Below are 12,785 nucleotides of genomic sequence, written 5' to 3' on the forward strand. Positions count from 1 at the left end.
GGGACGTAAAGCGACAGCAGTCCCAAACACCGGCCCCGCAGGCCCGTCACCGCACCCGACACCCACCCAGCCCGCCGCAGGCGCAACGGCCAGACCACCCGCGGCGCAGCAGACAGCCACGTACGCGGCGCCGCAAAGCGCAACGGCGAGCGAGCCCCGCGGCGGGACAGACGGCTACGTGCGGGGCGCCGCAAAGCGCACGGCGAGACGCCCCGCGGCGGGACAGACAGGTACGTGCGGGGGCGCCGCAAAGCGCAACGGCGAACCACAACCGCGGCGGGAAAGCCAAGTACGTGGGCGTCAAACCGCCGACGCGTCGGGGCCGAATCTGCTGCGGACGGCCGTTTGGACCTCGGCCTCCTCGGCCGGGTCGGCGGCGAGGCGGCGGAGTTGTTCGACGACCCGGTCGTCGCCGGTGGCGGCATGGCGGGCGGCCAGTTCGCGGGTGGTCTCCTCGCAGTCCCAGAGGCACTCGACGGCGAATCCCGCCGCGAAACCGGGGTCGGTGACGGCGAGCGCGGCGGCGGCCCGGCCGCGCAGCTGGGAGGAGGACGTCTCGCGGTAGATGTGCCGGAGTACGGGGGCGGCGCAGGCCACGCCGAGGCGGCCGGTGCCGTCGACCAGTTCCCACAGGCCGGCGGCGTCCGGGCCTTCCTCTCGGACGGTCCGGCGCAGCGCGGCCAGGACCAGGTCGGCGTCCTGCTGCGCACCACGACGGGCGAGCACGGCGGCGGCCGACGCGCCCAGCCGGTCGGTACGCGGCGCCCAGCCGCGGGCCCGCTCGACGACGGCCGCGCTGCGCATCCGCTCGAAGGCGGAGAGCCCGGCGGCGACCAGCGGCTCGGAGGAGAGGGGGCAGGTGACGACGGTTTCGATCAGGTCGAGGACGTCGGGGTCGCCGCGCTCGGCGAGGTGGTGCAGCACCGCGGCGCGCGCCGCGTCCGGGCCGCTGCGCGCCGCCCGGAGCAGCTCGGGGCGGTCGTCCGGGCCGACCACGGCGGCCAGGCAGCGGGCGGCGGCGAGGTACCGGTGCTCGGCGGGCTCCAGCTCCAGCCCCTCCTCGGCCCAGCGGAGGACGTCCGCGACGCTCCAGCCGGGGCGCGGTCCGCGCGGCCGCAGCTGGCGCTGCCAGCGGTCGAAGGAGCCCTGTTCGCCGGCGGCGGCCAGCCGCGGGCCGTACCGGGGGTCCTCGGCCCACAGCCGCCAGGGGCGGGGCTCGAAGGCGTCCCGGACGGCGGCGGCCAGGTCGGCCCGGCCCTGCTCGTCCTCCGGGAAGCGGGCGAGGACGGCGGGGGCGAGCGACATCAGCCCGGCGTCGTCGTCACGCAGCGCGAGCTCGTCCAGCGCCCAGCGCCAGTTGCTGCCGACCGCGGCGTAGCTGCGCAGCAGCAGCCGCGCGGCGTCCCTGCCGTACGCGGCGAGGTGGCCGAGGACCGCGAGGGCCAGGCCGGTGCGCTCCTCACCGGTGTCGGTGCGGTCGTCGGGGTGGAAGAGGTGGCGTTCGATCTCCTCGAGCCCGCCGTCGAGCTGCATGTAGAGGCGCGCGTAGTACAGCGAGCGGTTCTCCACCTGCCAGTCGCGCCGGGGGTCGCGCAGCACGCTGTCGTTGAGCGCGCCGAGCGCCTCGGCCCTCGGGGCCGCGAGGGCGTGCAGGGTCCCGTCGCCGCGGCCTCGCTGCAGGAGGCCGAGCAGGGTGCCACTGGGCGCTATGTCTGGATCGAACATGAGGTCAGCATCCGGTGCGGGGGACGGGCTGGCAACGGGATTTCCGCTGACCGGCATTCTTGCCGGTGACCACGGGCCGTATGCCTCGTTCCCACCATGGATAGACAGCAACGCCTGCAGTACGGCGGCCGAAGCCTAGCCTGGAACCTGTCATTCCGCCGATTCCCCCCGGCCTGCCAAGGGAGGCCGGGGGCATATGTCAGCTGCACCACCGTATCGGGTAGTGCCAAATCCCTTACGCACGGTCGCCGCCTGTGCAACAGTCGTTACCGGCCCTTCAGCCCGGCGCCGCCTGATCACGGAGTACGTCATGCCGTCCCCTCTCTTCGCGGACCATCCAGCCGACCGGCCCCCCGAGCGCGACACGGTCGAGGCCCTGATCACGCAGGCGCGCCGCCTGCGCGGCGACCTCGACGCGGTGCGCCGGGAGTCCACGGTGGACACCGGCCTCGCCCCCGACCCGCAGCTGCGCTGGCAGCGGGCGCTGTGCGATCTCGCCGTGCATCACCTCGACGATCTCGGGGGTCATCTCGACCAGCTGAGAGAGGGCCTGCCCACCGAGAGTGACGATGCCCCGGAGCCGGCGGCCGAGGTACCGGCGGTCCCGGCCGGGCCCGAGTCCCCTGAGCGCGGCGCACTGCTGCGCCGGGTGGGCAGCGCCGAGTGGAATCTGCTCACGGACGAGGTCAGCTGGTCCGACGAGCTGTTCGCCATCTTCGGCCGGTCCCCCGCCGACGGCCCGCTGACCCTCGACGAACTGCCGTCCCTGGTGTACGCGGACGACCAGGAGGGGCTGGCCACGATGGTCACCGACTGTCTGGTGGACGGCCGGCCGATCGACGGCGAGTTCAACATCGTGCGTCCGGACGCGAGCCTGCGCACGGTGCACATGGTCGGCGAGCCGGTGCTGGACACCGACGGCAGTACGGCCTGCATGTGGGCCGTACTGCGGGACGTCAGCGAGCTGCGCCGTAGCCAGCAGGCGGTGCGCGAGACCCGTGACTCACTGCACCGCGAACGGCAGATCGCCGAGACCGAGCACCGGCTCGCGGTCGAGCTGCAGGAGGCCGTGCTGCCGCCGTGGCGGGGCTCCCTGCGGTTCCCGCAGGACGGTCGGGTCACCCTCGACCTGGCCGGGCGTTATCTGCCGTCCGGTACCCACACGCTGATCGGCGGGGACTGGTACGACGCGATGCAACTCCCGGACGGCCGGACGCTGTTGAGCGTCGGCGATCTCACCGGGCACGGTGTCGCGGCCACCTCGGGGATGGCGATGGTGCTCGGCGCGCTGCGCGGGATGGCGGTCGCCGGCCACCGGCCCGAGCAGTTGATGGGGCTGCTCAACCAACTGCTGGACACCGCCGCCCAGCCGGCGCTGGGCAGTGCGGTGTGCGGCACCTTCGATCCGCGGACCCGGACGCTGGAGTGGGCCCAGGCCGGGCACCCCGCACCGCTGCTCTTCCGCGGCGGCACGGGGCGCGCGCTGGACCCGCCCGAGGGCGTTCTGCTGGGGGCGACGTCGGGGGCGGCGTACACCCAGCGCTCCGAGCAACTGGAGCCGGGTGACGTGCTCGTGCTGCACACCGACGGGCTGACGCCCCGCCCGACGTACGGCACCGGCCCGGTCCTGGAGAGTGCCGAGCGGCTGCTGGCACTGGCACCGCGGTTCGCCGCGGCCCGCAGTGCGCAGGACAGCGTCCGCATCGTCGTCGAGGAGTTCGGCAGCGCCGAGCGTGAGGACGACGCGTGCGTGCTGATCGCCAGGGTCGGCGACTGACACACACCGCGGCAGCCGAGGGCGGACCGGCATCGTGCGAGCCGGCCGCCCCGCCCGCATGAGGCGAGAAGCCGTCGGTGGGCGGGCCCGTGAGGCAGGAGGCCGTCGGGCCCGTGGCCCAAGGGGCCCTGAGCCAACCCGTGGCCCAAGGGGCCGTGAGCCAAGGGGCCGTCGGACCCGTAGCGCACGGGGCCCTGGGTTGACGGAGCGGGGTCGGCGGCGGGCGGCGGGCGTCAGACCGAGAGGTTCGGCCCCAGGCCCGTGCCGATGCCCGGGCCCAGCCGTGCTTCCTTGGACTTGGGCCGGGGCTTCGGCAGGACATGCTGGATCTCCTCGCGCAGGTCCTGGATCTTGGCGTAGTTCGCGTACTGGCCCGTGAGCCGGAACATTTCGCGGAGCCGGTCCCAGGTGCGGTGGGAGGAGTTCTCACCGATGGACACCAGGGCCAATCTGGCGTAACGGTCGGCCTGTTCGGGGTCGTCGCCGATGAAGCAGGCCGAGGCCATGGAGATGTAGTCGAAGATCTGCGACCGCTGGCGGCCGCCCTCCCTCAGGGCCAGGGCCTGCTTGGCGTGGTGCTGGGCGATCTTGGCGGCCGCGGGGTCGTGTTCGGCGAGGGTGCGGAACGCCAGGGCCTGCATGCCGTGCAGGTCCGCCTCGTCGAACATCTGCATCCAGCACGGGGGCGGGACGTCGCCCTTGTCCGAGATGAACAGTTCCTCGGCCTCGCCGAGGGTGCGCCGCATCGCCTGGCTCTGCCCCTTGGACGCCTGGGCCCACGCTTCGATGGTGTGCAGCATGGCGCGGGTGCGGGGCAGGGTCTCCTCGCCGGAGCCGGACTTGGCGAGTTTCATCAGGTCCAGCGCGTCGTCCGGGCGGCCCAGATGGACCATCTGACGGGCGGCGCGGGAGAGGGCCTCACCGGCGCGCGGGCGGTCGCCGCCCTCACGGGCCGCATGGGCGGCGATGATGAAGTACTTCTGGGCGGTGGGCTCCAGGCCGACGTCGTGCGACATCCAGCCGGCCAGCACGGCGAGGTTGGCGGCCACGCCCCACAGCCGGCGCTGGAGGTGGTCGGGGTGGCGGTAGGCGAGCATGCCGCCCACCTCGTTGAGCTGGCCCACCACCGCCTTGCGCTGCAGCCCGCCGCCGCGGGCCGCGTCCCAGGCGCGGAAGACCTCCACCGAGCGCTCCAGCGCGTCGATTTCCTGCGACCCCACGGGGGCCGCCTCGTAGCGGTCGAGGCCGATCTGGTCGAATTCGTCGAAGGAGTCGGAAGCGAACGGGTCGTCGTGGCGGGAGGCGCCGAGGGGGGCCGGATCGGTGTGCAGCCAGTCGTGCATGGCGCCGGTGAGTGCGGAGCCCGCGGCGAGCGCCGCGCCCGCACCCACCAAGCCGCGTCGGTTGAGCATGAGGTCCATTCCCGTGAATTCCGTGAGGACCGCAGCGGTCCGTTCGGGAGCCCACGGCAGACCGTCCATGGCCTGCCGCTTCCCCGAGCGACCGGTTCTGGCGAACCCGAGGTCCTCGATGGTTACGACACGGCCGAGGCGCTCGGTGAACAGTGAAGCCAGGACCTTGGGCACGGGATCCCGGGGGGTCTCCCCCATGTCGATCCAGCGCCGCACTCGCGAGGTGTCGGTCGCCAGCTGCGGATGGCCCATGGCCGCCGCCTGCCGGTTGACGAGCCTCGCCAGCTCTCCCTTGGACCAGCCGGCCAGGCCGAAAAGGTCCGCGAGACGGGTGTTCGGCTGCCTGTCCACGTCAAGCCCCCAGGTTCCTCGACTGAGTTGACAGTAACCGCCGGTGACATGCGCTGCGACCATTCGCCAGGGTTCGCCAGGGCACGCCAGATGGTCTGCCACCCGCAGCCGAGTGTTCTGTAGACGTGCCGCCCCCGGCCCGGTGGCGGGACCGCATTCCCCAGGGTGCGCGCCCTTCACAGGGGCCCTGGATCGGCCTCCTGCACGGGGCCCGTTCACGGGTTCCCTCCACCGGGCCGGGGAGCGCACAGCAACTCGTCGGCGCACGAAGGGATCTGTCTCACCCATGTATGCAGCATCGTCCGCCGTGACCGCCCCCGCCCGGCCGCACCGCCCGCACCCGACAGGAAGCGGGCCGTATCTCGCCCCGACTCCTTCCGCGGGGGCGGTTCCCGGTCTCCCCGGGGGCCGGACCCGGCGGGCACCGGGGACGGGCACCCAACCGCTCAGCGGGAGACTCGACTTGTCCGGGCCCCAGGGCGCACAGCTGCGCGCCGCGGTCGCCTCGGTGCACCGCATCTGTCCCGAGTTCAATCCGGTCCAGGTGCTGCGCCGGAGCGGGAAATCCGTCCTCCTCGTCGGCACGACAGGCCGTATGACCGCGGTCGCCAAGTGTTTACTGGACCAGTCCCCCGCGTGGGCGGAAAGGTTCCGGCAGGAAATAAGCGCATACCGCGCATTCGTCCGGCATCGTCCGCCGGTACGGGTGCCGCGGCTGGTGGCGGCGGATCCCGACAACTGCACGCTGATCGTGGAGCGGATGCCCGGCCGGGTCGCGGCCATGACGCGCCACCCCGCCGAGGCGCCGCCCCGGGCCGACATCCGGGCCGCGATCGGCGCGGTCTGCCAGCTGAACCGCTGGCGTCCGCCGGCCGGGCTGTTCGACGCCCCGCTGGACTACGCCGGCCGGATCGGCCGCTACCACGACCTGGGGCTGCTCACCGACCGCGACCTCGGTGACCTGCAGAAGCTGATGCACGGTCTGTCGCACGTCCAGGGCCAGTTCAACCACGGCGACGCGCTGCTGAACAACGTCCTGCTGTCGCCGGCCGGCCCGGTGCTGCTGGACTGGGACAGCGCCGGCTGGTACCTCCCGGGCTACGACCTCGCGACGCTGTGGTCGGTGCTCGGCGACGCCCCGGTGGCGCGCCGTCAGATCAGCCAGCTCGCGCAGAACGCCGGTCCCGCCTCGCGGGACTCCTTCCTGGTGAATCTGATGCTGATCCTCACCCGGGAGATCCGGCGCTACGAAACCGCGGTGCAGCGGACCATGCGCGAACCCACGCCGACGGGGACGCAGGGCCCGGGACAGCCCGGCGTTCCCACGGCGGGCGAGGAGCAGCGGCTGCTCCTGCGCCGGTTGCACGACGACTGCCAGATGGCCCGTCGTGCGGTACGGGCGGCGGTCGGCACCCGCTGACCGCCCAGGGGGAGTGCCTTTGTCTGCCGGCACTTCCCCGCGGGGGATTGTGAGCGGCGCACCCGTTGTGCGGGAGGCGCCGCTCACCCATGTGCGCTGCGCGGTCATTGGTCCATTCCACTGACGCCCCGCAGGCCGGGCGGCGGTCCGGGAAGGCTCCTCTGGAGATGCCCTGACATGCGAAATCCCGATCCGGTGCGGTATATGACGGGCCGTCGGCCCACCTATGGCTCTGGGCCCCGTGGGGCTCTACTCTCGGGTCCACCCCGTACGGCCGTTGGTGCACCATCCGTCACACCGCCCGGCTCGGGCCGGCTCGAGGAGGCTGTTGTGCGAGGATCCGCCCCGGAAGACCAGAGAACCCATCGCCCCGCCCTGCGCAGGTCCACCACCGCGGTGGCGGCGGCGGTGCTGCTGCTCCCGCTCACCGGAGCCCCGTCCGCGAGCGCCGGGCAGCCCCGGACGGACGCCCTGCAGCGGGCCTTCACCAAGGCCGCCGCCCGCTTCCACGTGCCGCGCAGTGTGCTGCTCGGCGTCTCGTTCCTGGAGTCGCGGTGGGACGGTCACGGCGGCGCGCCGAGTGTCTCCGGGGGCTACGGCCCGATGCATCTGACCGACGCCCGGACGGCGCTGGCGCGGGCGCCGGAGTTCAGCGAGGGTGACGAGGACGCCCGGGGCGACGCCTCGCGCGCCCGCAGGCGGGTGCCGGCGGGTGCGGCACAGCAGGCCGCGCTGCCCGCCGAACTCCCGGCCCGACTGCGTACGTTGCCGGCCGCGGCCCGGCTGACCGGGTTGCCGGCCGAGCGGTTGCGTACGGACCCGGCGGCGAACGTGCTGGGCGGTGCGGCGCTGCTCGCCGCGGAGCAGCGCGGGCTCGGGCTGTCCGCCGAGGACGATCCGGCGCGGTGGTACGCGGCGGTGGCGCGCTACGGCGGCCAGGACGATCCGCGCGCCGGCAAGGCGTTCGCGGACGAGGTGTTCTCGGTGATCCGCCAGGGCGAGGCGCGGACGACGGATGCCGGGCAGCGGGTCGGCCTGCCCGCGGTCCCGGGGCTGGTCCCCGCCGCCGGGCAGCAGAAACGTCTCGGCGGCGCCGTCACCAGGGCCTCGGCGCCGGGTGGTGACCGCGGGCCGGAGTGCCCGCGGAAGGTGGCGTGCGAGTCGGTCCCGGCGCCGTACGAGGAGTTCGGCGACCACGACTACGGCAACCACGACAAGGCGGACCGGCCGCGGGACCAGAAGGTCGACACCATCGTCATCCATGACACCGAGGGGTCGTGGGACGTCACGCTGAAGTTGATCAAGGACCCGACGTACGTGTCCTGGAACTACACCGTGCGGTCCTCGGACGGGCTGATCGCCCAGCACGTACCGGGCAAGGACGTCGCCTGGCACGCCGGCAACTGGTACGTGAACTCGCACTCCATCGGCATCGAGCACGAGGGTTTCCTGGCCGCGCCGGACGCCTGGTACACGGAGGCGATGTACCGGTCCTCGGCCCGGCTGGTGAAGTACCTGAGCCGCAAGTACGACGTGCCGCTGAACCGGCAGCACATCCTGGGTCACGACAATGTGCCCGGCACGACGACGTCCACGATCCCGGGGATGCACACCGACCCCGGGCCGTACTGGGACTGGGCGCACTACTTCGAGCTGCTGGGCAAGCCGTTCCACGCCACGGCGGGCAAGCACGGCGGGCTGGTCACCATCCTTCCCGACTACGACCGCAACCGGCCGCGCTACTCCGGCTGCGAGAAGCCGGGGGACGCCTGCGCGCCGCACGGTTCCGCGGCGGTCCGGCTGCACACCGCCCCGAGCGGGAGCGCTCCGCTGGTCAAGGACGTCGGGCTGCACCAGGACGGCAGCGACTCGACGGACGGCGTGAACGACACCGGGGCCCGGGCCACGACGGGGCAGCGGTTCGCGCTGGCGGGCCGGGACGGTGACTGGACCGCGATCTGGTACCTCGGGCAGGTGGCGTGGTTCCGCAATCCGCACGGTGCGCCGACAGCGGTGAACGCCAAGGGGCTGATCGCCACGCCGAAGTCCGGCCGGGAGGAGATCCCGGTCTACGGCCGGGCGTACCCGGAGAAGGCCGCCTATCCGGCCGGGGTGCCGTACCAGTCGGTTGCCCCGCTGCCGTACACGATCGGCGCGGGGCAGCGGTACGCGGTCGGCGGCCGGGTGACCGGCGAGTATTTCTACGCGCCGACGTTCGACGTCTCGAAGCACACGATCGTGCGGGGTGCGGACGTCTACTACGAGATCCAGCTGGGGCACCGGGTGGGCTATGTGCGGGCGGCCGACGTGGACGTGCGGCGGTCGGCGTCGTGACCCGGATGCCCGGGTGAGCGGATGAGCCGCGCGCCCGGTGGACGGGATGCCGTCCACCGGGCGCGCCGTGCTGCCCCGTCCGGGGTGTCAGCCCTGCTGGAAGAGCTCCGCCGGCAGCGGCTTGAGCAGCGCGTAGAGGTCGTCGGTGATCGGCCGGTCCCAGCTGGCGATGGTGACCAGGACGCCGTCGCTGCGGTCGAACTGGGCGCAGGAGATGCGGCTCTCGGAGCACTTGATGCGCTTGACGATCAGCAGGTTGTCGTCGTGCATCACGGGGGTGTCCTCGCTCTCGACGACCGTGACCGGGTCGTCGTTGCCGAGCGCGGCGAGCAGCTGGGCGACCTCGAAGGGCACCTGGTCGTCCTCCAGCTCGCGGGCCGGGGAGCCCTCCGGGAGGTTGCCGATGATCATCGCGGGACCGCGGCCGCCGAAGAGGTCGTAGCGGAGGAAGACGCCCTGGCAGCTCCCGTCGGGTGCGGGCAGCAGGCCGGCGCCCAGATTGCCCGGCCAGTCCCCCGGGTCCATGGCGAGAACGTCGAAGTCGGGACCGGCGGGCGTGGCTGCGCTGCGGCGGCGGAGGAAGGACATGCCGCCATCGTACGTGGCCCGGCCGGGGCCGCCGCGCCGGACGTCGGGGTCGTGGGCGGTGTGCGCGCAGGTGGGGCGGGTGGTGTGCGGGGTGCCGGGGGTCAGGCCCGTCCGGCCAGTTCACCGAGGCGGCGCAGTGCCTCGTCGGCCGCCTCGTGGGGCACGAAGAGGTGGTCGTGGTGGAAGCCGGCGACGACGTTGCAGCTGAGGCCGGCGTCGGCGAGGGCGGTGGCGACGGCGGCGGTGAGCCCGACCGCGTCCAGTGCGGAGTGCACCCGCAGGGTGATCCAGCCGGCGACGTAGTCGTACGGCAGGCCGGTGCGGTCGGCTTCCTCCTGGCGCAGGACGAGGGTCAGTCCTTCGGGTTCGGCGACGGTGACGACCGGGGCGAGTCCGGCGGGGATCGCGCCGCGCACGGTCGTGAAGACGTACCGGCCCTCGTTCAGTTCGGGGCGCATCCCGCTCAGCAGGGTCGGAAGGTCGCGTTCACCGGTCATGCCGCCCACCTTACGAGGGGTTGGGCCGTCCTTCCTTGTGCCGCTCGTGGTGGCGGGCGACCCGGGCGCGGTTGCCGCAGGAGGGGCTGCACCATTCCTGGCGGGCGTGGTCCTTGACGAAGTAGCGGACGCAGCGGGGGGCGGGGCAGGCACGCAGCCGGGCGCGGTCGGGGCCGGCGAGGAAGGTGAGGGCGGCGCGGGCCAGTGCGGCCACGATCCGGTCGGCGGCGGGCGGGGTGCCGTGCGGGTGCAGCCGCAGTGTGGGCGGGGCGTCGGGCTCCCAGCTGAGGCGGGGGGAGGTGGGCACGAGGGCGGCGGCGGTGTTCAGCCGGTGCAGTGCGGTGTCTTCGGGGAGGAGCCGGTGGGCGTCGGCGGAGCTGGGCGGTCCGGGGCGGACGGCGCGGGCGAAGAGCGCGCGGACCGCGGCGCGCAGTTCGCGTACGGCGGTGTGGAGTGCCGGGTCGGCGGTGGCCGGGTCGGCGGCGCAGTCGAGCAGGGCGGTCCGGTCGGCGATCCAGGCGGTGAGTCCGTCCGGGTCGGCCAGGTCGTCGGTGACACCGCCGTGGCCGTCGTGGCGGATGGTGACGGCGAGATCCAGTGCGAGCCGTGTTGCGGTCATGGGACTAATGGTAACGTCGCCGCCAACCATTAGGTACGTCGGGGGAGCCCAGCGGGGAACATGGTCGTTCTTCGTCAACTGCCGTGCGCACACTCGGTGTTCGCGGGCGCACGGCCGCTCTCCGATCCGGTGGACCCGCCCGGCGACCCGGTGGAACGCGAGCACACCCGGCCGGCCCACCGCCGGACCGGCGAGAACCGGAGGAAGGAGCTGCTGTGGCCGTGACGAAGGAACCCACCCTGTCGGCCGAGGCGGTCCGCGAGGCGATCGAGGCGGGCCAGGAGCGGTTGCGGGCGCTGCTGCCCGGGCTGACGGACCCCGCGGTACGCGAGCCGAGCGCGCTGCCCGGCTGGTCCCGCGCCCATGTCCTGGCGCACATCGAGGGCATCGCCCGGGCCACCGCCCGGCAGGCCCGTTACGCGCTGCGCGGTGAGCTGGTCGAGCTGTACGACGGCGGGCGCCCGGAGCGGGCGGCCGGGATCGAGGCCGGTGCGGTGCGGGGCGCGGCACAATTGCGGGACGCGGTGGGGGCCGCGCTGGACGAGTCCTCGGCGGCCTGGGCGGCGGTCGGCCCGGCCGACTGGTCGCGCCCGGTGCGCTACCGGGACGGTGATCTGCGCACGGTGCTGTGGGCCTGGTGGCGGGAGCTGGAGATCCACACCGCGGACGCCCGGCTCGGCCACGGCCCGCAGGACTGGCCGCACGGGCTGTGCCACCACCTGCTGAGTCATCTGGCGCCGCGCGCCCCGAAGGACGTACCTCTCGTGGTGGAGGCCACCGACGAGGCGTTCCGGCGGGAGTACGGTGCCGCCGGCGCGCCGGAGGTGACCGTCCGCGGCCGTCTCACCGACCTGGCGGCCTGGCTGGCCGGCCGCGCTCCGCACCGGCCGCTGGAGTGCCGCCGGTCGGGCCGCCCGGCCGCACTGCCGGAGCTGCTCGACTGGCCGTAGGGACGCGCCCGGTCCGCCCGGTCGGCTCCCGACCGCCCCGCCCTCACCCCCTGAAGGGACTCCGCCGTGCTCACCTCGCCCCGCACGCTCAACTTCTGGAAGGCCGGGCTGAGTTCGGTGCCGCCCGAGGTGTGGCGGCGCGCCGACTGGGAGGTGCTGATCCTCGCCGACAACGCCCTGACTCGGTCCCGGCGGCGCTGGGCGGGCTGCGGGCGTTGCACACCGTGGACCTCGGCCACAACGCGCTGACCGGGATCCCCGAGGAGATCGGCGAGCTGACCGGGCTGACCCGCTACCTCTATCTGCACGACAACCGCCTCACCGCCCTGCCGGAGGCGCTCGGCCGGCTGGACCGGCTGGGCTACCTCAACGTCGGCGACAACCCGCTCGGCCGGCTGCCGGACGCGCTGGGCCGGATGGCCTCGCTGGTCGAACTCCGTGCGCAGCGCGCCGGGTTGGCCGAGCTCCCGCCGGCGGTGGGGCGGCTCGGGCGGCTGCGTGAAGCGTGGCTGGGCGGCAATGCGCTGACCGGGCTGCCGGCGGGCGTTTCCGCGCTGCACGAGCTGCGGGTGCTGGAGCTGCGCGACAACGCCCTGCCCGGGGTGCCGGGGGCGCTGCGTGGGCTCCCCCGGCTGGCCCGGCTCGATCTGCGCGGCAACCGGATCGCGGAGCTGCCGGGGTGGATCACCGGGCTTGCGTCGCTGGAGAAACTGGATCTGCGCTGGAACGCCGTGGACGACGGTGCGGAGCCGGTCCGGGCGCTGCGCGCGAACGGGTGCGTGGTGCTCACCTGACGGCGGCCGCCGCCCTAGGTGAGGTCGAACTCCCCGTCGCGGGCGTCGAGGACGAAGGCGCGCCACTCGGCGGGGCTGAAGATCAGCGCCGGGATCTCCGGGCTGCGGCGGTTGCGCATCGCGATGTAGCCCTCGACGAAGGCGATCTGCACGTCGCCCACGCCCTGGCTGCTGGACTGCCACTCGGCCTGGGTCAGGTCGAGATCGGGCCTGGGCCCGCCCGCGAGCCGCTGCTCGGTGATGCTGTCGGCCACGTCGCCGCTCCTCCCGGTTCGCCGTCCGCGGTCAGCCTAGCCACTGTGCCCGGGGACGGACAGA

11 protein-coding genes and 1 pseudogene are annotated in these 12,785 nt (G+C 73.7%); 6 read left to right on the plus strand and 6 right to left on the minus strand.

Features of this window, described 5'->3' with window-relative positions; translation table 11 throughout:
• Window positions 1–300: 300 nt before the first annotated feature.
• The gene (locus tag AB0E02_RS11675) at window positions 301–1,725 is read right to left on the minus strand and encodes a HEAT repeat domain-containing protein (RefSeq protein ID WP_362137837.1); all 1,425 of its coding nucleotides are present in this window, start codon (window positions 1,723–1,725) and stop codon (window positions 301–303) included.
• A 310-nt stretch (window positions 1,726–2,035) separates the two neighbouring features.
• Here AB0E02_RS11675 and AB0E02_RS11680 point away from each other — a divergent pair, with 310 nt between their 5' ends.
• A complete protein-coding gene (locus AB0E02_RS11680; RefSeq protein ID WP_362137838.1) occupies window positions 2,036–3,502 on the plus strand; it encodes a SpoIIE family protein phosphatase in 1,467 nt (488 codons plus the stop codon).
• Between the two features lie 233 nt (window positions 3,503–3,735).
• On the opposite strand, the gene AB0E02_RS11685 is transcribed toward AB0E02_RS11680, so the two are convergent.
• Window positions 3,736–5,265: a hypothetical protein gene (locus tag AB0E02_RS11685; protein WP_362137840.1), complete on the minus strand. Its 1,530-nt coding sequence runs from the start codon at window positions 5,263–5,265 to the stop codon at window positions 3,736–3,738.
• 286 nt (window positions 5,266–5,551) lie between these two features.
• On the opposite strand from AB0E02_RS11685, the gene AB0E02_RS11690 reads away from it, so the two are divergent.
• Both AB0E02_RS11690 and AB0E02_RS11695 read left to right on the plus strand, forming a co-directional pair.
• On the plus strand, window positions 5,552–6,685 hold the full coding sequence (locus AB0E02_RS11690; RefSeq protein WP_362137841.1) for an aminoglycoside phosphotransferase family protein: 1,134 nt from the start codon (window positions 5,552–5,554) through the stop codon (window positions 6,683–6,685).
• A 330-nt stretch (window positions 6,686–7,015) separates the two neighbouring features.
• Window positions 7,016–9,019 (plus strand): N-acetylmuramoyl-L-alanine amidase, encoded by a 2,004-nt coding sequence (locus AB0E02_RS11695; RefSeq protein WP_362137843.1) that lies wholly within the window; start codon window positions 7,016–7,018, stop codon window positions 9,017–9,019.
• Window positions 9,020–9,106: 87 nt separating this feature from the next.
• Here the strand turns inward: AB0E02_RS11695 and AB0E02_RS11700 are convergent, their stop codons facing one another.
• The 3 genes from AB0E02_RS11700 to AB0E02_RS11710 all read right to left on the minus strand — a co-directional run bounded on the left by AB0E02_RS11700 (window position 9,107) and on the right by AB0E02_RS11710 (window position 10,723).
• Window positions 9,107–9,607 carry a hypothetical protein gene (locus tag AB0E02_RS11700; protein WP_030411306.1) on the minus strand — a complete coding sequence of 167 codons (501 nt, stop codon included), beginning with the start codon at window positions 9,605–9,607 and terminating at the stop codon, window positions 9,107–9,109.
• Window positions 9,608–9,708: 101 nt separating this feature from the next.
• Window positions 9,709–10,104 carry an ACT domain-containing protein gene (locus AB0E02_RS11705; RefSeq protein ID WP_030798786.1) on the minus strand — a complete coding sequence of 132 codons (396 nt, stop codon included), beginning with the start codon at window positions 10,102–10,104 and terminating at the stop codon, window positions 9,709–9,711.
• A gap of 10 nt (window positions 10,105–10,114) precedes the next feature.
• Window positions 10,115–10,723 (minus strand): ABATE domain-containing protein, encoded by a 609-nt coding sequence (locus AB0E02_RS11710; protein WP_362137844.1) that lies wholly within the window; start codon window positions 10,721–10,723, stop codon window positions 10,115–10,117.
• A 60-nt stretch (window positions 10,724–10,783) separates the two neighbouring features.
• Here AB0E02_RS11710 and AB0E02_RS11715 point away from each other — a divergent pair, with 60 nt between their 5' ends.
• The 3 genes and pseudogenes from AB0E02_RS11715 to AB0E02_RS11725 all read left to right on the plus strand — a co-directional run bounded on the left by AB0E02_RS11715 (window position 10,784) and on the right by AB0E02_RS11725 (window position 12,467).
• Window positions 10,784–10,948, plus strand: a complete 165-nt coding sequence (locus AB0E02_RS11715; RefSeq protein ID WP_362137845.1) for a hypothetical protein — start codon at window positions 10,784–10,786, stop codon at window positions 10,946–10,948.
• Window positions 10,945–11,673, plus strand: coding sequence for a maleylpyruvate isomerase family mycothiol-dependent enzyme (locus AB0E02_RS11720; protein ID WP_362137846.1), 729 nt, complete (start codon window positions 10,945–10,947; stop codon window positions 11,671–11,673). The genes AB0E02_RS11715 and AB0E02_RS11720 overlap by 4 nt, the downstream gene beginning before the upstream one ends.
• 66 nt (window positions 11,674–11,739) lie before the next feature.
• Window positions 11,740–12,467: pseudogene (locus AB0E02_RS11725) on the plus strand (leucine-rich repeat domain-containing protein).
• 14 nt (window positions 12,468–12,481) lie between these two features.
• Here the strand turns inward: AB0E02_RS11725 and AB0E02_RS11730 are convergent.
• Window positions 12,482–12,721: a DUF397 domain-containing protein gene (locus AB0E02_RS11730; protein WP_030798778.1), complete on the minus strand. Its 240-nt coding sequence runs from the start codon at window positions 12,719–12,721 to the stop codon at window positions 12,482–12,484.
• Window positions 12,722–12,785: the final 64 nt, after the last annotated feature.

Source organism: Streptomyces sp. NPDC048196, from assembly GCF_040652715.1.
Lineage (GTDB): Bacteria > Actinomycetota > Actinomycetes > Streptomycetales > Streptomycetaceae > Streptomyces > Streptomyces siderophoricus.

Bases quoted from the DNA above. Each gene is read 5' to 3' on its own strand.
- AB0E02_RS11715 (WP_362137845.1), top strand. From the start codon at position 10,784: ATGGTCGTTCTTCGTCAACTGCCGTGCGCACACTCGGTGTTCGCGGGC.
- AB0E02_RS11675 (WP_362137837.1), bottom strand. From the start codon at position 1,725: ATGTTCGATCCAGACATAGCGCCCAGTGGCACCCTGCTCGGCCTCCTG.
- AB0E02_RS11690 (WP_362137841.1), top strand. From the start codon at position 5,552: ATGTATGCAGCATCGTCCGCCGTGACCGCCCCCGCCCGGCCGCACCGC.
- AB0E02_RS11710 (WP_362137844.1), bottom strand. From the start codon at position 10,723: ATGACCGCAACACGGCTCGCACTGGATCTCGCCGTCACCATCCGCCAC.
- AB0E02_RS11705 (WP_030798786.1), bottom strand. From the start codon at position 10,104: ATGACCGGTGAACGCGACCTTCCGACCCTGCTGAGCGGGATGCGCCCC.
- AB0E02_RS11700 (WP_030411306.1), bottom strand. From the start codon at position 9,607: ATGTCCTTCCTCCGCCGCCGCAGCGCAGCCACGCCCGCCGGTCCCGAC.
- AB0E02_RS11680 (WP_362137838.1), top strand. From the start codon at position 2,036: ATGCCGTCCCCTCTCTTCGCGGACCATCCAGCCGACCGGCCCCCCGAG.